At 65.9% G+C, this 24,634-nt stretch carries 22 protein-coding genes and 1 pseudogene; 15 read left to right on the top strand and 8 right to left on the bottom strand.

Annotated elements, in window-relative coordinates; genetic code table 11:
- Positions 1-2 precede the first annotated feature (2 nt).
- A complete protein-coding gene (locus FGL98_RS15640; RefSeq protein ID WP_146318108.1) occupies positions 3-893 on the top strand; it encodes a universal stress protein in 891 nt (296 codons plus the stop codon).
- A gap of 57 nt (positions 894-950) precedes the next feature.
- On the opposite strand, the gene FGL98_RS15645 is transcribed toward FGL98_RS15640, so the two are convergent.
- The gene (locus FGL98_RS15645; protein ID WP_186526197.1) at positions 951-2,501 is read right to left on the bottom strand and encodes a serine hydrolase domain-containing protein; all 1,551 of its coding nucleotides are present in this window, start codon (positions 2,499-2,501) and stop codon (positions 951-953) included.
- Positions 2,502-2,780: 279 nt separating this feature from the next.
- Here FGL98_RS15645 and FGL98_RS15650 point away from each other — a divergent pair, with 279 nt between their 5' ends.
- From FGL98_RS15650 to FGL98_RS15675, 6 genes are all read left to right on the top strand, one after another.
- Positions 2,781-4,337: an ABC transporter substrate-binding protein gene (locus FGL98_RS15650; RefSeq protein ID WP_146318112.1), complete on the top strand. Its 1,557-nt coding sequence runs from the start codon at positions 2,781-2,783 to the stop codon at positions 4,335-4,337.
- Positions 4,338-4,410: 73 nt separating this feature from the next.
- Positions 4,411-5,346, top strand: coding sequence for an ABC transporter permease (locus FGL98_RS15655; RefSeq protein ID WP_146318114.1), 936 nt, complete (start codon positions 4,411-4,413; stop codon positions 5,344-5,346).
- The gene (locus FGL98_RS15660; RefSeq protein ID WP_146318116.1) at positions 5,343-6,236 is read left to right on the top strand and encodes an ABC transporter permease; all 894 of its coding nucleotides are present in this window, start codon (positions 5,343-5,345) and stop codon (positions 6,234-6,236) included. Before FGL98_RS15655 ends, FGL98_RS15660 begins: the two co-directional genes overlap by 4 nt.
- A gap of 8 nt (positions 6,237-6,244) precedes the next feature.
- Positions 6,245-7,285 carry an ABC transporter ATP-binding protein gene (locus tag FGL98_RS15665; RefSeq protein ID WP_146318118.1) on the top strand — a complete coding sequence of 347 codons (1,041 nt, stop codon included), beginning with the start codon at positions 6,245-6,247 and terminating at the stop codon, positions 7,283-7,285.
- The gene (locus FGL98_RS15670; RefSeq protein WP_186526198.1) at positions 7,282-8,097 is read left to right on the top strand and encodes an ABC transporter ATP-binding protein; all 816 of its coding nucleotides are present in this window, start codon (positions 7,282-7,284) and stop codon (positions 8,095-8,097) included. Before FGL98_RS15665 ends, FGL98_RS15670 begins: the two co-directional genes overlap by 4 nt.
- 30 nt (positions 8,098-8,127) lie before the next feature.
- The gene (locus FGL98_RS15675; protein WP_146318123.1) at positions 8,128-8,934 is read left to right on the top strand and encodes a serine hydrolase; all 807 of its coding nucleotides are present in this window, start codon (positions 8,128-8,130) and stop codon (positions 8,932-8,934) included.
- Positions 8,935-8,959: 25 nt separating this feature from the next.
- Here FGL98_RS15675 and FGL98_RS15680 read toward each other — a convergent pair whose 3' ends face one another.
- Entirely contained in the window at positions 8,960-10,252 is a 1,293-nt protein-coding gene (locus FGL98_RS15680; protein WP_146318125.1) for a threonine/serine exporter family protein, read from the bottom strand.
- A 223-nt stretch (positions 10,253-10,475) separates the two neighbouring features.
- Between FGL98_RS15680 and FGL98_RS15685 the strand changes: the two genes are divergently transcribed.
- The gene (locus tag FGL98_RS15685; RefSeq protein WP_222432213.1) at positions 10,476-11,231 is read left to right on the top strand and encodes an IclR family transcriptional regulator; all 756 of its coding nucleotides are present in this window, start codon (positions 10,476-10,478) and stop codon (positions 11,229-11,231) included.
- A gap of 18 nt (positions 11,232-11,249) precedes the next feature.
- Here FGL98_RS15685 and FGL98_RS15690 read toward each other — a convergent pair whose 3' ends face one another.
- Positions 11,250-12,641 (bottom strand): MFS transporter, encoded by a 1,392-nt coding sequence (locus tag FGL98_RS15690; RefSeq protein ID WP_146318129.1) that lies wholly within the window; start codon positions 12,639-12,641, stop codon positions 11,250-11,252.
- A gap of 264 nt (positions 12,642-12,905) precedes the next feature.
- Between FGL98_RS15690 and sauS the strand changes: the two genes are divergently transcribed.
- The 4 genes from sauS to FGL98_RS15710 all read left to right on the top strand — a co-directional run bounded on the left by sauS (position 12,906) and on the right by FGL98_RS15710 (position 17,127).
- Complete coding sequence (gene sauS, locus FGL98_RS15695; RefSeq protein ID WP_146318131.1) at positions 12,906-14,342, top strand: acylating sulfoacetaldehyde dehydrogenase; 1,437 nt, start codon at positions 12,906-12,908, stop codon at positions 14,340-14,342.
- Positions 14,343-14,346: 4 nt separating this feature from the next.
- A complete protein-coding gene (locus tag FGL98_RS15700; RefSeq protein ID WP_146318133.1) occupies positions 14,347-15,504 on the top strand; it encodes a succinate--CoA ligase subunit beta in 1,158 nt (385 codons plus the stop codon).
- The gene (locus FGL98_RS15705) at positions 15,504-16,397 is read left to right on the top strand and encodes a succinate--CoA ligase subunit alpha (RefSeq protein ID WP_146318135.1); all 894 of its coding nucleotides are present in this window, start codon (positions 15,504-15,506) and stop codon (positions 16,395-16,397) included. Before FGL98_RS15700 ends, FGL98_RS15705 begins: the two co-directional genes overlap by 1 nt.
- Positions 16,398-16,476: 79 nt before the next feature.
- Complete coding sequence (locus FGL98_RS15710; protein WP_146318137.1) at positions 16,477-17,127, top strand: 4a-hydroxytetrahydrobiopterin dehydratase; 651 nt, start codon at positions 16,477-16,479, stop codon at positions 17,125-17,127.
- A 7-nt stretch (positions 17,128-17,134) separates the two neighbouring features.
- Here FGL98_RS15710 and FGL98_RS15715 read toward each other — a convergent pair whose 3' ends face one another.
- Complete coding sequence (locus FGL98_RS15715; protein WP_146318139.1) at positions 17,135-18,238, bottom strand: DNA glycosylase AlkZ-like family protein; 1,104 nt, start codon at positions 18,236-18,238, stop codon at positions 17,135-17,137.
- Positions 18,239-18,554: 316 nt separating this feature from the next.
- On the opposite strand from FGL98_RS15715, the gene FGL98_RS15720 reads away from it, so the two are divergent.
- Complete coding sequence (locus tag FGL98_RS15720) at positions 18,555-19,340, top strand: GNAT family N-acetyltransferase (protein ID WP_146318141.1); 786 nt, start codon at positions 18,555-18,557, stop codon at positions 19,338-19,340.
- Positions 19,341-19,690: 350 nt separating this feature from the next.
- Positions 19,691-20,185, top strand: a pseudogene (locus tag FGL98_RS15725) (glycosyltransferase family 39 protein); the annotation flags it as partial.
- Between the two features lie 392 nt (positions 20,186-20,577).
- Here FGL98_RS15725 and FGL98_RS15730 read toward each other — a convergent pair.
- Positions 20,578-20,961: a winged helix-turn-helix transcriptional regulator gene (locus FGL98_RS15730; RefSeq protein ID WP_246136579.1), complete on the bottom strand. Its 384-nt coding sequence runs from the start codon at positions 20,959-20,961 to the stop codon at positions 20,578-20,580.
- A gap of 87 nt (positions 20,962-21,048) precedes the next feature.
- Here FGL98_RS15730 and FGL98_RS15735 point away from each other — a divergent pair, with 87 nt between their 5' ends.
- Positions 21,049-21,714 carry an NAD(P)-dependent oxidoreductase gene (locus tag FGL98_RS15735; RefSeq protein ID WP_146318147.1) on the top strand — a complete coding sequence of 222 codons (666 nt, stop codon included), beginning with the start codon at positions 21,049-21,051 and terminating at the stop codon, positions 21,712-21,714.
- Positions 21,715-21,746: 32 nt separating this feature from the next.
- Here FGL98_RS15735 and FGL98_RS15740 read toward each other — a convergent pair whose 3' ends face one another.
- The 3 genes from FGL98_RS15740 to FGL98_RS15750 all read right to left on the bottom strand — a co-directional run bounded on the left by FGL98_RS15740 (position 21,747) and on the right by FGL98_RS15750 (position 24,624).
- On the bottom strand, positions 21,747-22,145 hold the full coding sequence (locus FGL98_RS15740; protein ID WP_146318149.1) for a type II toxin-antitoxin system VapC family toxin: 399 nt from the start codon (positions 22,143-22,145) through the stop codon (positions 21,747-21,749).
- Complete coding sequence (locus FGL98_RS15745; RefSeq protein WP_186526199.1) at positions 22,142-22,405, bottom strand: type II toxin-antitoxin system VapB family antitoxin; 264 nt, start codon at positions 22,403-22,405, stop codon at positions 22,142-22,144. Before FGL98_RS15745 ends, FGL98_RS15740 begins: the two co-directional genes overlap by 4 nt.
- 227 nt (positions 22,406-22,632) lie before the next feature.
- Positions 22,633-24,624 (bottom strand): acetoacetate--CoA ligase, encoded by a 1,992-nt coding sequence (locus FGL98_RS15750; protein WP_146318153.1) that lies wholly within the window; start codon positions 24,622-24,624, stop codon positions 22,633-22,635.
- Positions 24,625-24,634 lie beyond the last annotated feature (10 nt).

The raw sequence follows: 24,634 nt of genomic DNA on the forward strand, positions 1-24,634 counted from the left end.
AGATGAGCCACGATGTCGTGATCGGATTCGACGGGACGGCCGGAGCAGAGGACGCCCTCATACTCGGGTCCTGGATCGCCGCGGCCGCCCGTCGGCCGCTTCTTGTAGTGAGTGTGTACCAGGAGGATGTCATGCCCGTGCTGCCCGGGATCGGCAGTGAGTGGGACCACGAGATGCAGGCAGAGGCTCGCCAACAGCTTGAGCGCGCGCGACGGCTGCTCGGCGACGGGACGGGCGCCCAATTCCGTACCGTCGGCAGTACATCCGCGGCCCGGGTTCTGGACGCAGTGGCGACGCAGGCAGACGCCAGCGCCATCGTGGTCGGCTCGACCAGACGTGGCGCGCTTCGCCGAGTGAGCAGCAGCCACACCGCTGACCGATTGTTGCAGGGTGCCCAGTGCCCGGTCCTGATCGCCCCCCGCGGTGTCCGGGACCGTGACCTGGCGCCGCTCACCGACGTCGGCTGTGCCTACCTGCCCACGCCCGAGGGCACGCTCGCGCTCCGTCAGGCGGCCGCACTTGTCTACCTCAGCGGGGCGCGGCTCAAGGTGTACACCGTGCCGGACCAGCGAGCGGGCCGATCAAGCGAGACGACTCCGAAGGACCGCGCGCGCGCACACGGCAAGCATCTCTTCGACTCCGCGACGGCAGCGGTCGAGAAGCTCCCGGGCCACCCGCAGGTGAGTGTCCACGTGCTCGAGGGCAACGTCGTCCAGGCACTCTCGGCTCTGGAGGAGGAAGACTGTCAGGTGCTGGTCTGCGGCTCACGCGGATACGGTCCGGTTGGCCGGGTTCTGCTCGGTGGCGTCTCCAGCCGCCTGGTCCGATCGGCAGCCACGCCAATCCTTCTGGTTCCTCGAGGCATGAAGGAGAGCGACTGGCCGACCGTCTGACCCGCATGCCCTGGGCAGGCGTTTCAGGCGGGTCACCGATGAAGTCTTCGGGGCTCGCTACGGGAGCTCGACTCGCACATTCGCCAGTGGACTGATGAACGCCTCGCCGAGGTGGGCGCGGCGGGGCGAGATGTCCAATGGCGAAGCACTCCTCGGCCGATTCGATGGCACCGCTTGCACGACGAACTCCTGGATCTGTGCGGGTGCCACCGGTGTCAGGTGGATCATGCACAGCAGTTCTCCGTGCCGGCCAGGGACCGACCAGGTGACGTCAGCGGTCGTCGCGGCCGACACGATGTCGGACAGCGGGCGGGGTTCTTCCAGCGGGCCGATCTCCGCGATCAACTGAGCAATCTCTGCGCGGCGTTCCGCAATCGGACGATCGAACTCGACGTTGTCGGCAAAGATCTGGCCGGCGAGGGCGTCGTCCCAGCGCCGGATCAGGCGGTCGGCGGCAGCGCGGAGCTCGACCGTCTCGGGCCACAGGACGATCGTCTCAGCCGGCACCTTGTCCTTGGCAAGGACGCGTCCGAGGGCGTCCTGGCACAGTGCGGATGGCTCGCCGCGGTGACTGTTGGTGAGCACGACCATGCCGTGTCCCGACGCCGGATGCCAGCACATGAATAACGTGAACCCAGGCAGACCACCGCCGTGGGACACGACCGTGCCCCGGAGCAGATCGAGCGTGATCCGCAGGCCCAGCCCGTATCCCCCGACGTTCGCGTGGAATCCGCCATCGGAGCTGATCGTCAGTGACGGAGTGTCGATGATGTGAAGCCGTTGCAGCTCGCGACGAGAGGCGCGGCTGAGGATGTCTGAATCGTCGGCCGGCACGCGGAATGCGGCGCCGAGCCAGGTGATCCAGGTGGCCAGGTCACCTACGGTGCTCATGATGCCACCGGCAGCCGCGAACGCGGCGGATGTATTCGGCGGGTATGCCGTCCAGTGGCCGTGAGGGTCGAGCGAGTAGCCGACGGCCCGATCGATGCCCGCTGGAGCCGCGTTGTCGAAGAAGGTCGACGTCAGGCCGAGTGGTCGTAGCACCTCATCGGTCACGAAGTCCTCGATCGGTTGGCCGGTCGCACGGCCCACGGCCAGTCCCGCAAGTGTGTAGCCCAGGTTTGAGTATTCGTAGACCGTCCCGGGAAGGTGGCTGTAGCGCAGGCCCTTGCTCACCTGGGCGAGCAGGTCCTCCTCGCTCGCGTCGATGAAGGGATCGACCCACGAGTTGTCCTCCGTCAGGCCACCCGACATGCTGAAGAGCATCTCCAGGGTGGGTGGAGCACAGGGATCCTCGACGGTGCCGCGGGCGTCGAACTGGGGAAAGTACTTCGTGATGGGATCGTCCAGGGAAAGCAGGCCGCGGTCCCGGGCGATCAGCGCGGCGCACGCCACGAAGCTCTTGGACATCGAGGCGATCGGGAAGACCGTATCGGCAGTTGGCGTCAAGTGATCATCATTCGCGCTGCCGAAGCCCGCCGCATGGCGTAGACCGTCCGGCCCGACAATGCCATAGGCCAGGCCCTGTGCCTGGTCGGACGCGGTGTATTGGGCGAAGAAGGCGTCGAGCTCGGTCTCGATCGGAGTGCGGAGGGTTTCGTTCGACATGGTTGCTGAGCCCTCTCGTGTCTGGTCCATGTGGATCTGCAGGTAGTAGCCACCTGCGGCCGGCGCTCGCAGGTAATGGTCAAGTCTTCAACGTAGTGACCGATCTGCAATGGAAAACCGTTCGCACGAACCAACTTCGCCCTCGAGATTCGTCTCCCTGTCCAGTCTGGCCGGAGATCTTCCGCCCTAGTCTGCTTCCTACCGCCCTACTGGTCGCGGCTCTTCGGTCCCGCGCTCTGTGTCCCCCTCCCCTACCAACCCGACAGAAGGTTCATCTTCATGACACGAACGAAGACTCTGCGCGGTGCAGTGGTGGTTGTCGCCGCAACTGCCCTGGCAGCCTGCTCCTCCTCCTCGGGCGGAACCAGCACGAGCGGCGGCTCGCCCACGTCCGGCGGCAGCCTGGTGATGGCACGAGCCGACGAGGCGACCAGTCTGCTGCCATCCGTACCAACCGACAACGCGTCAATCTGGATCATCGAGGAGCTCTACGACACGCTCACGACGCCGGCGCAGGACGGCAAAGGCGTCACACCGTCACTCGCAACGTCCTGGAAGCAGTCTGCGGACAAGCTGAGCTGGACCTTCCACATGCGGACGGACGCGAAGTTCACCAACGGGCAGCCCGTGACGTCGGCCGACGTCGTCTTCAGCATCAAGCAGAACCAGAAGGCCGATGCGCCGTTCTCCTTCATCGATTCCGTCGTGACGAAGATGGACACTCCGGACGCACACACCGTCGTGTTCCACACGAAGGAACCGTGGGCACCGCTGCCGGCCGACATGGCGCTCTACGCCAACTCGATCGTCCCCAAGAACTATGCGGGTATGAGCGCCTCAGCGTTTGCCAGCAGCCCGATCGGCTCGGGCCCCTTCAAGTTCAAGAACTGGACCAAGGGCAGCAGCCTGACCATTGTCAAAAATGCCAAGTACTGGAAGAAGGGCACTCCACGCCTCGACTCGGTCGAGTTCACGGTTGTCCCGGACAGCAATACGCGCAGCACCCAACTGGCGAGCGGTCAGATCGGCATCAATGAGTACCCTGCGAACTCGAGCATCAAGTCGCTGCAGAACCAACCGAACATCTCGGTGAACACCTTCCCATCCAGCGAGGTCGACTACCTGGGGATGAATACGCGGCGGAAGCCGCTGAGCGACCTCAACGTGCGCAAGGCGATCAGTCAGGCGATCGACAAGGACGCCATCTTGAAGGCCGTGCTCTATGGCTACGGGAAGGTCGCCAATGCCTATCTGTCACCGACGACGTGGGCGCATGACAGCTCGTTGAAGGCGAACACCTATGACGTTGCGGCTGCCAAGGCAACGTTGGCGAAGTCCAGTGTTCCGCACGGCTTTTCCACCACCATCACGATTCCTTCCGGAGACCAGAACTCCTCCAGCGAGGCGCAGTTGGTGCAGAGCGATCTGGCGAAGATCGGGATCAACGTGACGATCAAGACCCTTGACCCAGCGGCCCTCGTGACGGCCAAGCATGCGGGCAACTTCGACATGGCGTTCGGCCTCTACACCACGGACATCGTTGATCCGGACGAGATTGCTCGTTTCGCTGGGACCTATGACGGCGGAGTGCAGACTCTCTACAGCGGTTTCAAGAGCGCACAGATGGACAAGCTCGCGGCGACCGCGAGCCGGGCATCGGACCAGAGCACACGTAAGGCGGCGTACGACCAGATGCAGCAGATCATGGCCAACAACGTTCCCTACGTCACGTTGTTCTACGTGCCGGGCGTGTACTCGTATTCGAAGAAGGTGCACGGATTCCAACCCGGGGCGACCGGCAACTACTTCCTCGAAAAGGTGTGGATGTCGAAGTGAGCGCGTTTGTCCGGGCTCGCACGGCTGCGAGCCCGGGCCGATGCTGCGTCCGCTCTAAGAGGAAGAGGACCTGATGCTTCGTTGGTTCGCCCGACGGCTGTTACTCGCCGTTCCCGTTGTATTGGGCGTCGTCACCATCTCCTTCATCCTGATGCACCTTGCCCCGGGCGACCCGGCTCGGAGCGCACTGGGTGAGAAGGCCGATCCGGCAGCGGTTGCTGCCCTGCGGCATCAGTGGGGGTTGGACAAGACTCTGCCCGCCCAGTACGTCAGCTATCTGAACCAGCTGCTGCACGGTGACCTCGGCACGTCCCTCTATTACCACACGTCGATCACCACACTGATGGCACAACGGCTGCCAGTGACCCTGGCGTTGATTGTGATGAGCGCCGTTCTGGCATCCCTCATCTCGATTCCCCTGGCCTCGCGGAGCGCCTCGCGGCCGAACGGCGCCACGTCCTTTGTCATTCGCCTGTTCAACGCGGTGATTCAGGGCTCACCGACCTTCTTTGTCGGTAGCATGCTCATTCTTTTCCTCGGTGTGCGAGTTGCGATCTTTCCGGCCGGCGGCTACCCGTCGGGGTTCGGGGCGCGCGCGTGGGCGCTGGTGCTGCCTGCGCTGACGATTGCTCTGAGCATAGTGCCGCTGCTGGTGCGCGGCCTGCGAGCCGCGATGATCGAGTCCCTCGGCAGTGAATATGTGGCGTTTGCGAGGTCAAAGGGCCTGCCGGAGAGTCCGATTCGACATCGCTACGTGCTCCGCAACGCCGGCATATCGGGGGTCAGCATCTTGGGGATCCAGGTGGGTGCCCTGGCCAGCGGTGCCCTGGTCATCGAGCAGGTCTTCGCGATCCCTGGCATGGGATCGATGTTGATGACGGGGATTCTCAACCGCGACTACGCGGTCGTCCAGGCCTGCACGCTGATGTTCGGTCTGGTCGTCGTCGTGGTCTACCTGGTCACCGATCTGGTGTATGCACGACTCGACCCGAGAGCGAGGCTGTCATGACGACGAGCGAGGCGGCCCTGCCGTCGACCACTCTGGGCCTGGAGCCACCAACTCGTGGACGGGGGTGGGCGCCCGCCTGGATGCGCCGCCACAACCTGCAGCTGTGGATCGGTGGGGTGATGCTCGGTCTGATGGTTCTGGCTGCGGTGGCTGCGCCACTGATCACGCGATACAACCCCACGACGCCGGATGCACTGCATACCCTTCTTGGCCCATCCGGAGAGCACCTTTTCGGCACGGACAACCTGGGCCGTGACGTGTTCACCCGAGTGGTGTACGGCACGCGAAGCGATCTGACCATCGCGGTGGTCGCGGTGGTCGCACCGTTCATCATTGGACTGGTCTTCGGCATCGTGACCGGATATTTCGGGGGGTGGATCGACACGATCATGATGCGAATCGCCGACATCGTGACCGCGTTCCCCTTCTTCATCCTGGTGATCTCACTGGTCTTCATTCTCGGCAACGGCGCCTGGAGCATCTTCGTGGCGATCACCTGCGTCTCGTGGGTTGCCTACGCACGGCTTGTGCGTGGTGAGGCAATGGTGCTGCGGAACAAAGAGTTCGTGGCCGCCTGTCAGGCGGGTGGAATCTCGCCGGTTCGTATTCTGCTGCGCCACTTCGCACCGAATGTTGCAACACAGGCGCTGGTCTACTCGATGAGCGACATCGTGATGAACGTGGGAGTCATCGTCACCCTCAGCTATTTCGGCCTGGGCATCGTGCCCCCCACACCGGACTGGGGCTCGATGATGGCGGACGGCCAGCAGTTCCTGGCTGGCGGCTACTACGGCCTCACGCTGTTTCCGGCGGCCGCGGTCATCTGGACAAGCCTCGCGCTGTCCTTCATCGGGGACGGCCTGGCGCATGCCCTGCGGATCGATCGATAGGAGGCGGAGTGACTGAGAACATGAAGCGTCCGCTCTTGGCCGTGGAGGACCTGACCCTTGCCCTCGGCCTCGGGGGCGAGGAGTTCAACGCGCTGGAGCACCTGTCCTTCGCACTGCGGGAAGGAGAGGCTCGAGGACTGGTGGGCGAGTCAGGCTCGGGGAAAAGCCTGACGCTGCGGGCCATTCTGGGGCTGCTGCCTCCGAACGCGGTAGTGAAGTCCGGCACGATGACCTTCGACGGCGAAGAGTTCGACCTTGCGAGGCAATCGAACCGCTCGGAGCGCAGGCGGATCGAAAGGCTGCGCGGTTCGGGTATCTCGATGATCTTCCAGGAGCCCTCCGTCGCGCTCAACCCGGTGATACCGGTCGGAGAGCAGATCGTCGATGCCGTGCTGCGTCGGGACCACATGACCAAGAAGCATGCCCGGGAGTACGCGATCCACCTGATGGAGCTCGTCGGCATCCACGATGCGACGGCGAAGGTGGACGCCTACCCCTTCGAGCTGTCGGGCGGCCTCAAGCAGCGCGTCATGATCGCCGCAGCGGTCGCCGGCAAGCCCAGGCTGATCCTGTGCGATGAGCCGACAACCGCCCTCGACGTCACCGTGCAGAAGCAGATCCTGAGCGTCTTCACCCATCTGCGAGACGAGCTCGGTGCCGGGCTGCTCTACGTGACACACGACCTGGCCGTGGTGGCGCAGCTGTGTGACTCGGTGACGGTGCTCTACTCGGGAAATGTGATGGAGAGCTCGAGTGACTTGCGTGCCGTCTTCGACCACCCGCGGCATCCGTATACGGAGGCGTTGCTGCGCTCGACGCCGGACGTGGACCAGATCGGTCGGCGTCTCTACTCGATCCCCGGGAGCGCTCCGTCGCTCGATGAACGAATGGTCGGATGCCCATTCGCGCCGAGGTGCGAGTATCGCCAGGACGACTGCGGGCAGCAGCGGATCCCGGACCTGTCGAAGACGCCCGAAAGGACCGTCCACTGTCTGCACCAGGTCGAAAAACGCACCCTCGATGCGGTGCTCGAGGAGGAGACCTCATGAGCACCGACCCGTTGCTGCGCTGCTCCGACGTCGTCGTCACGTTCAAGCAGAAGCACAGCAAGGAACCGTTCTATGCGGTGAAGAACGCCTCTCTTGATGTGGGCGCCGGTCAGATCGTCGGGCTGGTCGGCGAGTCGGGATCCGGGAAGTCGACTCTTGCGCGGGCGGTGGTCGGCCTCCAGCGAGTCGACTCGGGTGTCATCGCGTTCGACGCTCATCAGCTCGGCAACCGTCGCACGCGGGAGGACCGACAGGGGATCCAGATGGTTTTCCAAGACCCCTACGGGTCGCTGGATCCGCGGATGTCGATCAGGGCAACCCTGGCCGAGGTGATCCGTCGGCATACCGATCTGCGCGGTAAGGGAATCGACAAGCGGTGTCTCGAACTGATGGACATGGTGCGCCTGCCGGGATCCTTGCTCCGCTCGCGACCGGCCGGAATGTCCGGCGGCCAACGCCAACGGGTAGCGATCGCACGGGCACTGTCGATCAACCCTCGACTCCTGGTCGCGGACGAGGCGGTCGCGGCGTTGGACGTGTCGGTGCAGGCCGGCATCGTCAACCTGCTGTCCGACCTGCGCGACGAGGCCGGGCTCTCGATCCTGTTCATCTCGCACGACCTGTCCATCATCCGCACCCTGTGTGACAGAGTCAGCGTGATCTATCGAGGCGAGATCGTGGAGGAGCGTCCGTGCGCCGACCTGTTTGCCAACCCGCACAGCGACTACACGAAGGCCCTGCTGAGCGCCATACCGCGGCTGAACGGCCCACGAAGCGAGGGCCTCGGTCAGGGGCAGTCCTTGCGGATGTGAGAGTCCACGATCAAGGCGAGGGGGCAGTCCGTGAGTCTACGAAGTTTTGAGAGCGACGGGACGCCGGTGCTCTCGTTTCAGGTCCTCGATGGTGCGGGCAGCGTCCTTGCGCAACGCGCACCGGATCGGGAGTTCTATGCAGCATCGACGATAAAGCTGGCGGTGCTGATCGCTGCGATGCGGGCGGTCGACGCAGGCCGGCTCGCCCTTGACCAGGAGCTGACGGCGACCCACACGTTCCGCTCTGCTGTCCCCGGTGGCAGCGAGTTCGGGATGGATGAGGATGACTTCGACGAGGGGATGCCGGCGGAGGGTTCACCCATCTCACTGCACGACGTCCTGTGGCGGATGGTGGCGGTCTCGTCCAACGAGGCCACCAACATGGTGGTCGACCTAGTCGGCCTGGACGCCGTAGCCGAGGCGTTGGCGCACTGTGGCGCGCGCAATTCCGTGATGCAGCGGCCCATCGGTGACGTCGAGGGGCGGTCTGCCGGACTGACCAACCGGGTGACTGCCGGTGATCTTGCCGCCCTGATGCGAGCGGTCATCACCGGTGCGGCCGCGTCTCCGGCGTCCACCGAGAGGATGGTGTCGATCCTGGAGGCTCAGCAGATCCCCTATCTGGGTAAAGGCCTGCCGACGGGCACCCGGTTCGGCTCGAAGTCGGGCTGGGTCGACGCGATCCAGCACGATGTGGCGTTCGTCGCGCCCTCAGGAGACCTGGCTTCACCGGAAACGTATGTGATCGCCGTCTGCACCCGCGGCTACGAGGAGGCCGATGCGACCGAGCTCCTTGCCGGGGTCTCGCGTCTTGCGTGGGACCTTACCGCGCACTGAGCGCGTAGGCCGGTGCGAGCCCGGACTACGGACCGGCGGACCAGTCGGTGGTCTGCTCGGGGAGCGGCAGCGCACGAGTGGCGCGGTCCGAGGCGCGACAGATGACGGCGCCGATCAGCGTGCCGATGGCGATCCCGAAGACCGCGGACAGCGCGGTGAGCAGCGACGCGGCAGCGCCGGTGCCGACCTCGATCTGCGACGCGTTGAGCAGTCCGAACGATCCCGGCGCCACGATGAGGAAGGCCGGCACATACGTAATACGCCACGCCGGACCTCCCGGAATCCAGGAGACCAGAGTCGCCGCAACCGCAGCTGCGACGGCACCCGCGAGCCCGCCGATCGCCGCGCCGTGCGTGATGTTGAGAGTGATCTGCACGGCAGACGCGACCACCACGACGGCCACGATCGACAGCGTGTGCTCCGGCGGTGAGTAGACGTTGATGATGAGCCCGAGCGTCGCGAGCGCCACTCCGAGACACGGGGCCCACCAGCCGTGATGGACGACCTGCACATCACTCAGCGCTGACAGGTGTGTGCCGGTCACTGCCGCTGCGCCCACCAGCCCGACGATGAACAGGGCCAGCTGCACTATGCCGGACACCAATCGGGAGGTGCCTGCCGCCGCCGCGCCGGACGCGATCTCGGTCAGCCCCGTCACCAGAGCGCTTCCAGGCAGCAGGATCGCCAGGACCGCGACGATGGTGCGCAGCGGGCCGTCGAGCCACCCCGCGTGGAAAGCGCCGAGCACGATCAACGACACCAGGAACGAGGACGCCACCGGAAGCAGCGGACGCAGGGTGCGCCAACGGCGCACGAGCGTCGTGAGGAGTGCGACGACGAGCGAGCCGACCGCCGCGAACACGAGGTTGCCGACTCCGGGCTGCAGCAGGAGGCACAGCCCCAAGCCGACGGCCAGTCCGCCCAGGTCGGCGACCCACCCCGGCCACCGCGGACGCTCCTCCCGGATCTCGGTGAGCTCCCGCAGTGCGCCGTCCACGCCGAGCCGACGCGTGCGGATCCGGTTCACCAGCTTCAGGATGTCCGAGGTCTGCTCGAAGCGAAGCATCTGCCCCGCCGGCTCGAACACCGCACCGTCGTCGCGGCTCATGGACAGGAAGAGACCTGTCGACCAGGCCGCGACCCGCACGTCCGGCGCGCCGATCGCGGGGCCAAGGCCGCACAGCTCATCCTCGACATCACCCGCCGGAAGGCCACCGCTCAGCAACGCGGCACCGATGCTCAGCAGCAGATGCCGCCGAGGGTCGATGTCGGCCGGTGGTGTGGTCAGTCCCCGCGCAGCTGGTGGTGGCGACGACATGGGTAGGCGGCTCCCTCGGGACGGGGTGAATCGGGCACCCCATGGTACGGCCGGGCCATGCCCCCTCGAGACGCCAAAACGCCGCGGTACGGACCCCTTCCCAACGTGCCGCGGGGTGCCGTGCGAGTCGAACAGGTTGCTATGGTGTCTTCCAACATGTGGAAAGGGTCTCTTTATGGCCGCTTCGAACCGAAAAGCGGGGAACTCCGGGCCGGAGTCCGTGGTGGGAACTCAGACCATAGGCAGGGCGCTCGCCGTCCTGCGGGTGCTGCGTGACACGCCCGCCGACGTCGGTGTCACCGAGATAGCCCGCGCTCTCGAACTGCATACCAGCACCGTCCATCGCATGGTGCGCGCACTGGTCGCTGCCGGCTACGTTGCGCAGGACCCGCACACGGAGCGGTATCGACTCGGGCGAGAGGCTTTCCTGCTTGGTCATATCGCGGGTCGCGCGCTGGGTTTCGATGCGGCCATGCCGTTGCTCGAGTCGCTGGCGGAGACGACTGGTGAGTCGGTGAATCTGGTCGTCCGGGATGGCGATCACGGCCTGGTCGTGCTGCGTGTCGACTCCCAGCAACCACTGCGGTTCGCGCAACAGGTCGGTGCCCGTATCCCCATGTACTGCACCAGCACCGGTAAGGCGCTACTGGCGTTTTCCGGCGACAGGGAAGGCGAGGTGGCGCGGGTCGGCGAGCTCGAGCGGCTGACGCCGACGACGATAACGTCGCCACGCGGGCTGTTGGAGGACCTGGAGAAGACGGTGGCGCGCGGCTTTGCCATCAACGAGTGCGAGCGAGTGCCGGGCGTGTGCGGCGTCGCCGCGCCCGTCCTGACGGCCGATGGGCGAGCCAGCGCCGCACTCGCGGTGCAAGGGCCGCAGATCAGACTGTCCGAGAACCGGATTGCCGAGCTGGGTCCGCTGGTCGTGGAGAGTGCGCGGATGGTGGCGGCCACCTCTCCGAGGGCCTACGGGCTCTGAGATCGGGGCTGCTCAACCTCAAGAGGTCGCCGAGGTCGCCTTCGGGACGCCGACCTTTGCGGTCGGATCCACGAACAACGCGGTCGCCGCCCCCACGAACAAGAGGCAGGCTGAGACGATGAACGGGACCTCCCAGCTGCCGGTCCGGTCGAGCAGGAACCCAAAAGCGAACGGGGAGAGGATCCCTGCCACTCCGAAGCCGGTATTCATGATGCCGCCGGCGGTCCCGGCGTGACGGGGAGCAATGTCCATCGGGATCGCCCAGAGCACCGGGTTGGTGAGCTCGAGGAAGAAGAATGCCGCGGCGAGACAGACGGCGGCGACTGCCAGGTTGTGGATGAAGAGGGTCGGCATGGTGAACGCGAACGAGCCGATGAGACCCACAACCAGGTTGAACCTGCGAGCGGTCTTCAGATTGCCCCACCGTTGGTAGATCCAGTCGGACAGGAGCCCGCCCACCGTGTCACCGATCACTCCCGCAAAGAGGACCAGGCTGCTGAAGAGGGCGAACTTCTGCAGGTCGAGCCCATAGTTGCCCTTGAAGAATGAGGGAATCCAGGTCAGGTACACCCAGAGTGACCAGCCGTAGCAGAAGTCGATGAACGTGACAGGCAGGATGCGCCGGAGCAGAGGCTTCCATGGCACCGGTGGCCGGATGTGCTCGATCTGCTCCTTCGGCAGCTCGGCGAGTTCGGCGGCCGTCATCTTCGGATGGTCTGCGGGGTTGTCCCGGAAGTACCACGACCAGACAGCGACCCAGATCAGGCTCATGGCACCGACGAGCCAGAAGGACGCACGCCAGCCAACCGCCGCAATGATGGCTGCGGTTGCCAGTGGTGTCACGGCATTACCCAATCGGGAGGCCGAGTGCGTGATGCCCTGCGCGACGCCGCGCCGTTCGGGCGGCATCCACCGGGCCATGGCGCCGGTCGCCGTGGGGAAGGAAGCTCCCTCGCCGAAGCCGAGCCCGAGGCGGGCGGCGAACAGTGCGACCAGACTGGTCGCGAAGCCGGTGGCTGCGGTCATGACCGCCCACAGCAGACCGACGACGGCGAGAACCTTGCGTGGCCCGAACTTGTCGCCCACGAGGCCGCCGACGATTTGAAAGAAGGCGTAGGGGACGGCAAAGGCCGAGAGGGCCAGGCCGAGCTCGGTGTTGGACAGGTGAAGGTCTGACTGGATGAACGGCGCCGCTGTCGAGATGTTGACTCGATCGACATAGGTGATGAAGTACATCCCGCACAGCAGGAACAGGACTTTGCCGCGAACTCGTCCGGCCAGCGACTTGAGCACCGACGGGCCGCGATGTGGTGGAGGAACCTTTCGGAACGTCGGACTCTGTTGCTCGAGCACGCTGTTCACCGCCTTGGTTGGATTGTTGCGCCAACGGATCGTGGCCCGCTCGTGCATCCCAATTTCATATGCTGGGAGGAGATGTCAAATTACGGTAGGGGTGCCGTGATGCAGTGTCAAGGGTCTGGAGTGTGGACTTCGCCGACGAATTGTCCAGCTCTGCTGCTGAACAGGGAAATTCATCATTCTTGATGATCGCGATCGACGAACTTCGAGCCGTTCTTCCGTTGACAAGCCGGATGACCTCTTCTAGCCTTTTGAAACGACATCCCACATAATGAAATGTGATCCGTCGTCAGCCGCCGAGCTCGAGGAGTACTTGTGACATCAACAGTTGAGGCACCACCCATCGACAGTGCGCCCGTGCAAGCGACAGCCGTCATCAGCGCGCTGGTGCATCGCGCGCGTCTGGCGCAAGCGGAGTTCGAGACCTGGGGTCAAGGCCGTGTCGATGAGGTCGTCACCGCCGTTGCGTGGGCGATCTACGAACCGGACCGCGCGCTGTCGTTGGCGCAGACCTCGGTGCGCGACACCGGTCTGGGCAGGCTCGAGGACAAGGTGCTGAAGAACCAGCGGAAGACGCTCGGCACTCTGCGAGATCTCATCGGAGCACGGTCGGTGGGCGTCATTGGTGAGGACCCCGACCTCGGCCTGACGGAATACGCGAAACCGGTCGGTGTGGTGGCTGCGGTATGCCCGTCGACCAACCCCGCTGCCACGCCGGCGAACAAGACGATGATGATCCTCAAAGGCCGGAACGCGGTCATCCTGTCGCCATCGCCCAAGGGCGCGTCGACCTGCGCTGAGCTCGTCGGCTACATCCATACCGAGCTCGACAAGCTCGGTGCGCCGCGCGACCTGGTCCAGATGATCACCTCACCGACAAAGGACAAGACGTACGAGCTCATGCGGCAGTGTGATCTGTCGGTTGTGACGGGTTCGCAGAAGAACGTCAAGGCGGCGTATTCCAGTGGCAAGCCGGCAATCGGCGTGGGGGTGGGGAACGCTCCGGTCATCATCGACTTCAGCGCGGACATCGCAGCCAGCGCGGCGCAGGTGCGGCTCAGCAAGACCTTCGACTACGCGACGAGCTGCTCCTCGGAGAACTCACTGCACATCCACGAAGACGTCTACGCGCAGTGCCTGGAGGCGTTGAGCAAGGAGGGGGGCTATCTGCTCAGCGCATCAGAGAAGCGCCAGTTGCAGAAGGTCATGTGGCAGGACGGCAAGCTCTCCTCGGCCGTAACGGCTCAGCCGCCTGCACGCATTGCCGCGCTGGCCGGACTGACCGACCCTCGTGCGCAGGAAGCGGCATTCTTCCTGGTGGAGGAGGACGGGGTGGGGCCGGACTCACCGTTCTCCGGCGAGAAGCTGTCGGTCGTGCTGACCGTCTATCGATTCGATGACCTCGACACCGCGCTCGATCGGATCCAGCGCATCCTCAACTATCAGGGGGCCGGCCACTCGTGTGGGATCCACACGAATGACGAGGCTCGAGCGCGCAAGGTGGCCGAGCGTCTCCAGGTGGCCAGAGTGCTTGTCAACCAGGCGCACTGCTTCGGCACCGGCGGCGGACACGACAACGGCCTGGAGTTCACCCTCACGATGGGTGCCGGCACCTGGGCGGGAAACAGCATCTCGGACAACCTGTCGTTCCGAAACTTCCTCAATATCACGCGGCTCGTGCGGGTGATACCACCTCGAACGCCGTCCGAGCGCGACCTGTTCGACACCTACCTTCAACGGCACGGACGGTGACCTGATGAATCTTCTCGAACACCTGGGCAAGCGACTTCTCCGCGATGCCGGGCTAACCACACCTCGTGGCACTGTCGTCGTCACGCCGGATGAGGCTGCCGAAGCAGCGAGCGCGCTAGGGCCGAATCTGGTTCTGAAGAGTCAGATTCCGGCCGGAAAGCGAGGGAAGTCCGGCGGGATCCGCTTTCCCACCTCGGTCGCAGAGGTCCGTTCGGCCGCGGAGGATCTGCTCGGCGCCGAAGTCGCCGGGCATCGGGTGAGCTCACTACTTGTCGAGCAGAGCGCGGACATCGCCCGAGAGCTGTACGCAGCAGTGCTGAACGATGCCGCCAGCAAGAAGCCGACGGTGATCTTCTCGACCCAGGGTGGAATGGACATCGAGGAGGTCAGCAGCGCGACGCCGGACTCCGTGAAGCGCTGCGCGATCGACGTCCGGAAGGGCTTCACGGCGGCCGATGCAGCGCTGCTGCTCGCCGAAACTGACCTCGCCGCGAGCGAGCAGGCCGCGGTCGGTCGGGCGCTGATGCGGCTCTACCAGCTGTACAGCGACGTCGATGCGGAACTTGTCGAAGTCAACCCTCTGGTGCTGACCGCCGGCGGCACCGTTGTGGCTCTGGACGCCAAGATCTCACTCGATCCGGGGGCGCTTGCTCGCCACAGAGACCTGGTGCGGGACCTGACCGATGAGCTGCCGGACGAGCGGACCGACCGGGTGCGAGCGGCCCGCGACGCCGGACTGGCGTTGATCGAGCTGGATGGCAGCGTCGGTGTCCTGGCCAATGGGGCCGGCCTGACCATGACCACGCTCGATGCCGTGGCCTACTACGGCGGACGGGCGGCGAACTTCCTCGAGATCGGTGGCGATGCCTACACCAAGGCCACGCCCGCTCTGGAGCTGGTCCTGACCAACCCGGCGGTCAAGAGTCTGGTCGTCAACTTCTGTGGGGCATTCGCTCGGACCGACGTCATGACCGAGGGTGTGGTCAACGCGCTGCAAGAGCTGAAGCCATCGATCCCGGTCTCTTTCTCCATTCACGGAACCGGTGAGGAAGAGGCCATCGCGATGGTGCGGGACCGGCTGGGCATCGAGCCCTACGACCGGATGGATGACGCAGTGAAGGCAGCGGTCGACGCTGCTGCTCTACCGGAAGAGGTGGCCTGATGCTGGTGAACGGGAACGAGTCAGTGATCGTGCAGGGCCTCACCGGCGGGCAGGGTACGTTCTGGAGCGCTCGAATGAAGGCGTGCGGCACCAACATCGTCGCCGGTTCGAGCCCGGGGAAGGGCGGCCGTCGCGTAGACGGTGTCCCGGTCTACAACTCGGCCTGCGAGGCCGCTCGAGACCACAAACTGGACGTGAGCGTGCTCTTCGTGCCGCCGATGGCCGCGGCCGGTGCAACCCTCGACGCGATTCATGCGGGCGTGCGAAAGATCGTCCTGCTGACCGAACACGTTCCGTACCAGGACACGATGCGCATCCTGGCGGAGGCGGTCGATGCCGGTGCTCAAGTGTTGGGTCCAAACACGGCGGGCCTTGTTGTTCCCGGGGAGTCGGCTGTGGGAATCATGCCGGGGCTGGCAGCCAACATCTTCCAGCCAGGCAACGTCGGTGTGCTCTCGCGCAGTGGAAGCCTGGGCACCCTTGTCTGCCTCAACCTGGTCGCTGACGGCTACGGGCAATCGGCCTTTATCGGGATTGGCGGGGACCCCATCCTCGGCACGACGACTCTGGACGCACTGCGCACCCTGGATCAGGACCCGCAGACCGAGGCGGTGGTGCTGGTTGGAGAGATCGGAGGGGTCATGGAGGAGGAGGCCGCCGACTACGTTGCCGAGATGTCAAAACCGGTGGTGGCCTTCATCGCCGGGCGAAGCGCGCCGCCCAACACCCGGATGGGCCACGCCGGCGCCATCATCACCGGAACCCGCGGAAGTGGCGAGTCCAAGGCGAGCGCACTGACCGCCGCAGGCGCTCATGTCGTGGATCTACCGAGCCAGATCGGATCGGTGCTGGACGAGCTCGGTGTCCGGTCCAATGTCGTGGGTGCAGCCTGACCCCTTTGGCTCGTCGTAGCCGGTGCTGCATCCTGGCCGGCCGGTTCCGTCCTGGAGGCCATGCGGCCATACTGAGGTGATGGATACGCTCACCGTCACGCAGATCCTCGACTCCAACCTGGCCGACTGGCGCAGGCTCGCGCAAGCGCTGCACGCGCGATTCGCGACCGGCGACTTCATGGCCGGACTGGCCTTCGTCACGGCCGTCGGTGCGGCGGCGGAGGAGGCGAACCATCATCCGGACGTCACGCTCACCTACCCGTATGTCGATCTGAAGCTGATCAGCCACGACGCCTCGGGCATCACTCAGCGAGACGTCGACCTTGCGCGGAAGATCAGTGACATCGCCCGGCAGCAAGGGATCGAGTCCCAGCCGGCCGCGCTCGCCGAGATCGAGTTCGCGCTCGACACGGCGAATGCCGCGGGGGCCGGCCCGTTCTGGGCGGCGCTGCTGACCGGAAGCGCTGACAACGTGGACGGCGACGACGTGCAAGACGGCAACGGCCGGGTCCCGTTGCTCTGGTTTCAGCACACCGACGCCCACGAGACTCCACGTCAGCGCATTCACCTGGACGTATGGGTGCCGCATGACCTGGCCGAGCAGCGCATCTCCGCGGCCGTCGCCGCCGGTGGCCGGGTGGTCGACGACAGCGAGGCGCCGTCGTTCGTGGTCCTGGCCGATCCGGAGGGCAACCGCGCCTGCGTCTGTACCTGCCTGGACCGCGGGTAGGTACGTTCTATCCGAGTCGAGCGAGGTCCACGTCCAGCCAGTCGGTCAGGCTTCTCAGCTGTGTGCGGACCTTCGTGGCCAGGGTCTTGCTGAAGGGCACATCCTCGTGGATGGCGTTGATGCGCAGTTCCCCGGCCTTGCGGTCTGTGGTGGCGTCGACCTTGCCGACAAGGCGGTCGCCGTGCAGGATCGGGAGCGCCCAGTATCCCCAACGTCGTGTGCTGGCAGGCTTGTACATCTCTAACTGGTAGTCGAATTGGAAGATCTCGGCCATCCGTTTGCGGTCGAAGACCAGACGGTCGAGCGGTGAGAGCAGCACGGTCCGGCCCTTGAACGGACGATCCAGGTAGGCCGGGTCGACACGCCAGGTGCCTCGCACGCCATCGATCACCGCGGGTTCGCCGACCGAGCCGACCTGCTCGAGCTCGTCCTTCAGGCGGACGGTGCGCGAGCGGGCGATCCCCAGGGCGCGCAGGGTGCGGACCGCTCGGATCCGATTCGCCTCACGCAGCGGCACCGCAGGCTCATCGGGATACACCCGCTCGGCGAGGTCCCACAGCGGCGTGCGCCCGTCATAGCCGGCCCGCGCCACCTCGCCGCGTTGCACCATCAGATCCAGGAGGGTGCGCACATTGCGGTCGTTGGTCCAGCCGCTGGATGCCCACGGCACAAGGGTCGTGTCGGGCAACGCGATAGACGGCAACGGACCGTCGTCGTAGAGCACCTGGAGGATGTCGCGCCGGCAGTCGTCGTTCGCCAGGACCCAGTCGCGTTGATCGGTCTGCCACTTCAGCTGCTCGCCCACTCCTGGCCAGGCTGCCATCTCGGCCCGGTAGAGCGCGATATCGGGTGCGGGTCGCAGTCGGGCTCGCAGCTCAACCAGTGACCCGCGCAGGTGGGCCGCGTCGAGGTCGCCCGGGTGGTAGGCCGCGCCCAACCTGCTCCACATCACCAGGTCCGCGCTGGGCGCAACCGCCGCTGTGGGCTCGACCTGCACCAGTGTCAGGTGCCGCACCACGTCCAGCAGGTCGTCACGAAGGGGGGCGTCGAGCAGTTGAGCCTGCACCGCGATGCGGCGAGCCTGCGTCCGGCTGAGCTGATGCGGCTCCATGAGACGGCAATGCCCGCGCTAGCCGTCGCACCTGGCGGCGATGCCCATGAAGTCCTCCCGAACTGGTGATCGAGTGCCAAGGCTAGTCCAGGCAGGCACCGGCGGCAATGGCTTACGGGTCGGCCTCGGGCTCGCCTTCGTGCGTCATCCGGACAGGAGTCGTGCTCGCGGATGTTGAGATCAGGCCCGGAATACCGGGATTCGCCGACTGAGGTTGGCGAGTCCTGTTGGTGAAGTGCACGGACGTCGCGGAAGGAAGCCCGCGTGCGCACTAAACCCCGCGACTCCGCGGCATCCGCCTTGCTAGGTTGGTGCGATGCTCAAGCACCTGCCGTCGTCGACCCGCACGGATCTGCGCATAGCGGTGCTCACCGGCACGACGATCGAGGCCCGTGGCGACCACCTTGTGGTGCGCACGCCGACCAACCCGGTCTATCACTGGGGCAACTTTGTGCAGGTGGTCAGTGGCGACGTCGACGACAGTGCACACTGGCTGCAGGTCTTTGAAGCCGAATTCCCTCAGGCGGCCCATCGCGCGATAGGGCTGCCTCGCAGACCCGAGGGAGCCTCGTGGGCGCGGGACGGTCTCAAGATCGAGGTGGCGGAGTCGCTGACGTGTCGGATGGCGCCCGCAGTCACGCCGCTGGCCCAGGGGTATGCGGTTCGGCCGCTGCTGTCCGATCTGGACTGGGGTGCCCGGACTGCGGGCGAGCTTGCCGAAAACGACCTGACCGGTGAGTATCCGGCGGATGAGTACCGCAGCTTTATGGCCAATCAGGTTGCCGCGCGGCGGGACCTGGTGGACCGTCAGCAGGCGGCCTGGTTCGGTGCGTTCACCCCGGAGGGCGCGCTCGCCGCATCGCTCGGCATCGTCGACCTCGGCGACTGCGCCCGATACCAGTCGGTCCTCACCGCAGTCGGGCATCGGCGTCGGGGTCTGGCGCGCCACCTGCTGAGTGTCGCCGCGGAGTGGGGGTTCGATCGGGGCGTCGAGGAACTGGTGATCGTCGCCGAGGCAGACTCGGCCGCCGGGCGGCTCTACACCAGAGCAGGTTTTGCTCCGGGCGCGCTCGACTACTCCGCATACACGCAGGCTCTGTGACTACGCTGAGGGAGTGACGGTCCGAGCCGGGAACGCTGCCGTGCGGCGCCCTCCGGCCGGAGTGCTGGTGATCGCCGGAGTCTTGGTGGCCGGTGTGCTGACGGTGGCCGGGCGGTACGGCTTTCACCGGGACGAGTACTACTTCGTGGTCACCGGCCAGCACCCTGCGGTGGCTGCCCCGGACAGTCCGATGCTGGTGCCCTACCTTGCTGCCGGGTGGAATGTGGTGGTGGGCGCCAATCTCTGGGCGTTCCGAATCCTTCCCGCGATGGCCGTCGGTGGCTACACCGTGGTCGCCGCCCTGATCGCCCGGGACATGGGGGGGCTCGCGAGCTCATCAGGTTGCGGCATCGGGGGCGACCGCTATGCTCGCGATCGTCCCCGCGACCGGGCATTTGTTCGAGACCACCACCTTCGACATGCTGACCGCCGCAGCGGTCCTGTGGATGCTGGTCAAGGCGTGGCAGGCGACACCGCAACGGTGGTCCCCGTGGATCGGCTTCGGTGTGCTCACTGGGGTTGCCATGGAGATCAAGGTGCTTGCCTCTCTGGTGCTGATCTGTTGCCTTGGCGGCATCCTGATCTGCGGCCCCGGGCGTCCGTTGACCGGTGCGAAGCCGTCGGTGGGGACACTGATCGCGGTCGTGCTCGCCGCACCGAACCTCGTCTGGCAGGCAACGCACGGGTGGCCGCAGCTGGTCGTCGCCCAGAACATCGCCAACGGCGGGGCAAGGCCTACTATCCGGCGGCGTTCTATCCCGCCTTGGTGGCTGCCGGAGCGGAACCCGTGCTGGACTGGGCGCGCCGGCGGCTGCGGCGCCGGTTCCGCTGCGGCATCCTGGTAGCTGCGTTCGTGGTTTGCCGGCTGCACCCTGCGGGCCAGGCTGCACAGCCCCGCGGCGTCGACAACTCCGAGGCCGGAGCTCCAGTACGGTCGTGCTCCGGACGGACTGAGTCGTGGAAACGCCTTTGGCCACAGGTCAAGACGATTGGGTGACGCACTGCATGCAGGGGAGTCCCTGACTTGCTCAGCGGTGTGCGTGTCGGTGGGGGTCCTTCGCCTGACAAGATCGGCCGCAACAGTGCGTCCAGATTTCGTATCGATAGGAGCTGCAAGGGAATACACGCGGGCCCTCCGTCAATCCCGAGACGCTGCGTTTGCCCGCGATTGCGGCTCGAGAGCTGTCGCCCGTCGAGCCGGCCGAGTTGGTCATCGGCCAGGTCGAGCCAGGAGAAGTCAGTCCGCGCGGTCGTAGGCTTCTTGCGACGCCGATACGTCACCGAGGTGCGTGATCGACCATTCCTCCAGCGCGCGCAGCGGCTCGCGTAGGGAGCGGCCCGCCTCGGTGAGCGTGTACTCGACACGGACCGGAACCTCGGGGTAGACGGTGCGACGCACGAGGCCGTCCCGTTCGAGCCCGCGGAGGGTCTGGGTGAGCATCTTCTGCGAGATGCCCTCAATGCGTCGGCGCAACTCCGAGAAGCGAGCGCTGCCGTCCCAGAGGGCGCCCACGATGAGGACCGTCCAGCGGTCGCCAATGCGATCCAGGATGCGGCGGGTCGGGCAGCCAGCGCGGTAGGGACTGCCGCGAAGCGGGGGCTCGACCGAGGTGGTTACCACAAAGTGCCTTCTTCCCATTGGAGACCTGCACTCATACGGTAACCAAGGGCGTCGTCCGACGCCACCCGTCCCGTAGAAAGACACCTCATGTCACGCATCACCGTCATCGGCGGCACCGGCTATGCCGGCTCGGCCATCGTCGCGGAGGCCGCTGCTCGCGGTCATCGGGTCACCGCACTGAGCCGCGAGCTTCCCGACCTGCCAGTTCCGAACGTGACCTATGTCCAAGGCGACGCCACCGTCGAGGCAACGCTCGCGGCACCCATCGGCGGCGCAGACGTTGTCGTGGGCGCACTCGCCCCACGCGGCCCGCTGGCCGGAGCCTTTCGCGACGCCTACCGCACCATCGCACGGCTGGCCGACGCCGCCGGCGCGCGCCTGTTCGTGGTCGGCGGCTACTCGTCGCTGCGCCCGGCGCCCGACGCGGATCGCTTCGTCACCGACCTCAGCGGTGTCCCCGCAGAGCTGCACGACGAGATCCTCGCCGGAGCCGCGCTCATCATTGAGGACCTCCCGGCTACTCCAGCGACGCTCGACTGGGTCTTCGTGAGCCCGGCGCTCGAGTTCGGCGCACACCTGCCCAGCGAACGACTCCGCCGCTATCGGCTCGGCGACGACATCGCGGTCCAGCCCGAGGACGGCGGCGCGATCTCCGCCGCGGACTATGCCCTTGGAGTGGTCGACCTGATCGAGAAGGGCGAGCACCACAGGGCCCAGGTCAATCTCGCCGGTTGGGCACCCACCTCGAAATAGCGTCCATGACGCGGAACTCCTCTGTGCGATCGTTATCGAGGCAGGGCTGCGGTGATATCGGTGTGGCTGAAGTCGTCGCCCTTGAACAGGAGGGGTTCCCGGGTGAGTCTCGCGAGTGTGTAGGCGAAGCAGTCGCCAAAGTTCAGGCCGGCGGGATGTCCTGAGCCGTTCCCGTAGTCGCGATAGGCGGCGCGTGCGATCACCGCCTGCTCCTCGTCGACCGGGACGACCGTCAGCTGTAGATCGGCGAGCAGTTGGTCGAGCCGCCGGGACGTGCGCAGGGGCGCTCGTGAGTCGAGAACGAGGCACGTCTCGATGAGGGTGCCGGCAGACATCCGCAGGTGTGTGGCGTCGAGCATGGCGGACAGGAACTGATCGGCATCCGGCTCGCCCTCATGCAGGCAGACCAGGACCGAGGTGTCGACGATCACTTCGGTAGGCCGTGCTCGTCATACAGATCATTCTGCAGCTGTCGCGCAGCCGGCTCGCTCTCACTGTCGGCGGCAGCCTGTGCATCGATGACCAGTCGCCGCAGTCGGTCGTGCCGTGCAGCGTCGCCCTCGGCGCTCGCCAACTGCTCCAGCATGCGTTCCAGTGCCTCCTCGATCGCGCTCGTCTGGGTTTTGCCGGTGCGTCGGGACACCTCTTTTGCGAGCGCGTGCACTCGCTCGTTCTTGATGTTGAGACCCACAAATATACCTTTCTACCGGACCTGGTAGAAATGTACCTTCACCTCCTGAAACGCCGCAATCGGGTGTCCGACGCACGGCGTGGTCACCCGTGGAGCCCGACGAGGTGAGGTGTCACACGAACAGGAGTCGGCGCACGGCATGGGTCCACAGTCCCTGGTATGTCGGGACATTGGGTCGGTCCGCGGCTGTCGAGTCCTGTTGGTCCGACAGCACGACTTCGTGAGACTCAGGTGGAGGCCGCAGATGCCTCTGTCCGGCGTGCTCTGGCCAGGTCGAGGAACGGTTGCAGCAGGTCGGGATCGTCCACGGCCGTGCGTTGCAGCACCTCGCCGGTCGATGCACCTTGAAGGATCCGCTTGAGCGGCACCTCGAGCCGCTTGCCGGTGCGCGTGTGCGGGAGCGCCGCGAGCTGGATGATCTCGTCCGGCACATGACGAGGTGACACCTTCTGGCGAATCGCCGCGCGAATGCGGTCTCGCAGGGCGTCATCGAGGGTTGACCCACTGGTCGGCACCACGAACAGCGGCATCCAGTAGCCCCCGTCGGGCTGCTCGATCCCGAGGACCAGCGACTCCTGGACGTCGTCGATGTCCTCGACGACGTGGTAGATGTCGGCGCTGCCCATTCGCACGCCATGCCGGTTGAGCGTGGCGTCGGAGCGACCGTGGATGACCACGCTGCCGCGGTCGGTCACCGTGATCCAGTCGCCGTGCCGCCACACGCCGGGGTAGGCGTCGAAATAGGAGTCGTGGTAGCGAATACCCGCCGGGTCGTTCCAGAATGACACCGGCATCGACGGCAGCGGACGGGTCATGACCAGCTCCCCTACGATGTCACGCAGCGGTTGCCCAGCCGGGTCCCAGGCGTCCATGGCGACACCGAGATTGCGGACCGAGAGCTCGCCGGGCCAGATCGGCCGGGTGGGGACGCCGCCACAGAACGCGCTGCAGATGTCGGTGCCGCCGCTGATCGAGAACAACGGCAGCCCTCCCGAACTTTCGACGGCCCAGGCGTGGGTGGAGGGACTGATAGGGGACCCGGTCGCCCACAGTGCACGCAATGCCGACAGGTCCAGGTCGATGGCAGGCCGCATGCCGACATCGCGAGATGCCTGCAGATAACCGGGACTGGAGCCGAAGCTGGTCACGCGCAGGTCGGCGACCAGCCGCCAGAGGGTGCGTGCATCCGGATACGTCGGTGACCCGTCGTAGCAGACGACGCTCGCACCGGTCAGGAGCCCGGAGAGCTGAATGTTCCACATGACCCAGGACGGGGAGGTGAACCAGAAGAAGCGATCCTGCGGCCCCAGGTCCGCGTGCAGACCCAACAGTTTCAGCTGCTCGAGCAGGATGCCTCCGTGGGACTGCACCATGCCCTTGGGCAATCCTGTTGTCCCGGAAGAGAAGAGCACCCACAACGGGCCGTCGAAGCCGACTCGCAGGAAGTACGGCTCGGCAGGTTGCGCAACCACGTCGGCCCAGTGCCCCACTCCCGGATGGTCGAGGTGGCCATCGGTGAGCCGTTCGATGACGAGGGCATCGGTCACTGTGGGCAGCCCGGCCAGCACCTGCGTGATCGCCTGGCGGCGGTCCAGCTCCGCACCGGCATACCGGTAGCCGTCCGTCGTGACGAGCACGCGCGGTTCCAACGGGCCGAACCTGTCCGTGGCGGCCGCGGGGGCGTAGTCCTGCCCGACGCTCGACCAGATCGCGCCGATGGCGGCGGCCGCGAGCATCGCGACGATGGCCTCCGGGATGTTGGGCAGGTAGCCGACGACCCTGTCGCCGCGTCCCACACCACGATCGCGGTACCACTGAGCCACGGACGCCACCTGGGCACGCAGCTGCGCCCACGTCAGCTCGATGCGCCCACCGGACTCGGTGGCGCCGGCGATGGCCACCTCGGCCGCCGCGCCCTTCGACAAGGCGTATTCCGCGAAGTTGACTCGTGCCTCGGTGAACCACCGCGAGCCGGGCATCCGTTCGTCGTCCAGGACCTTCCGGTAGGCGCCGAACATCTCACCGACGCCGTAGTAGTCCCAGACGGCCGACCAGAACTCGGCGAGGTCCGTGGTCGACCACGTCCACAGCGCGTCGTAGTCGGGAAGCTCACGCCCAGTGCGGTGTTGCGCGAAATGACGGAACGCGGTGACCCGCGCGCCTGCGACAGTCTGATCGGTCGGTTCCCACAGCGGGGCCGGACCTGCGAGGTGTTCCATTACGCGACAG

The sequence above is a fragment of the Leekyejoonella antrihumi genome (assembly GCF_007845645.1).
GTDB classification, from domain to species: domain Bacteria; phylum Actinomycetota; class Actinomycetes; order Actinomycetales; family Dermatophilaceae; genus Leekyejoonella; species Leekyejoonella antrihumi.

Coding starts and splice junctions, on each gene's coding strand:
- FGL98_RS15735 (WP_146318147.1), top strand. CDS start 21,049: ATGTCACGCATCACCGTCATCGGCGGCACCGGCTATGCCGGCTCGGCC.
- FGL98_RS15680 (WP_146318125.1), bottom strand. CDS start 10,252: ATGTCGTCGCCACCACCAGCTGCGCGGGGACTGACCACACCACCGGCC.
- FGL98_RS15750 (WP_146318153.1), bottom strand. CDS start 24,624: ATGGAACACCTCGCAGGTCCGGCCCCGCTGTGGGAACCGACCGATCAG.
- FGL98_RS15670 (WP_186526198.1), top strand. CDS start 7,282: ATGAGCACCGACCCGTTGCTGCGCTGCTCCGACGTCGTCGTCACGTTC.
- FGL98_RS15715 (WP_146318139.1), bottom strand. CDS start 18,238: ATGGAGCCGCATCAGCTCAGCCGGACGCAGGCTCGCCGCATCGCGGTG.
- FGL98_RS15700 (WP_146318133.1), top strand. CDS start 14,347: ATGAATCTTCTCGAACACCTGGGCAAGCGACTTCTCCGCGATGCCGGG.
- FGL98_RS15655 (WP_146318114.1), top strand. CDS start 4,411: ATGCTTCGTTGGTTCGCCCGACGGCTGTTACTCGCCGTTCCCGTTGTA.
- FGL98_RS15650 (WP_146318112.1), top strand. CDS start 2,781: ATGACACGAACGAAGACTCTGCGCGGTGCAGTGGTGGTTGTCGCCGCA.
- FGL98_RS15640 (WP_146318108.1), top strand. CDS start 3: ATGAGCCACGATGTCGTGATCGGATTCGACGGGACGGCCGGAGCAGAG.
- FGL98_RS15710 (WP_146318137.1), top strand. CDS start 16,477: ATGGATACGCTCACCGTCACGCAGATCCTCGACTCCAACCTGGCCGAC.
- FGL98_RS15660 (WP_146318116.1), top strand. CDS start 5,343: ATGACGACGAGCGAGGCGGCCCTGCCGTCGACCACTCTGGGCCTGGAG.
- FGL98_RS15690 (WP_146318129.1), bottom strand. CDS start 12,641: ATGCACGAGCGGGCCACGATCCGTTGGCGCAACAATCCAACCAAGGCG.
- FGL98_RS15645 (WP_186526197.1), bottom strand. CDS start 2,501: ATGTCGAACGAAACCCTCCGCACTCCGATCGAGACCGAGCTCGACGCC.
- FGL98_RS15705 (WP_146318135.1), top strand. CDS start 15,504: ATGCTGGTGAACGGGAACGAGTCAGTGATCGTGCAGGGCCTCACCGGC.
- FGL98_RS15720 (WP_146318141.1), top strand. CDS start 18,555: ATGCTCAAGCACCTGCCGTCGTCGACCCGCACGGATCTGCGCATAGCG.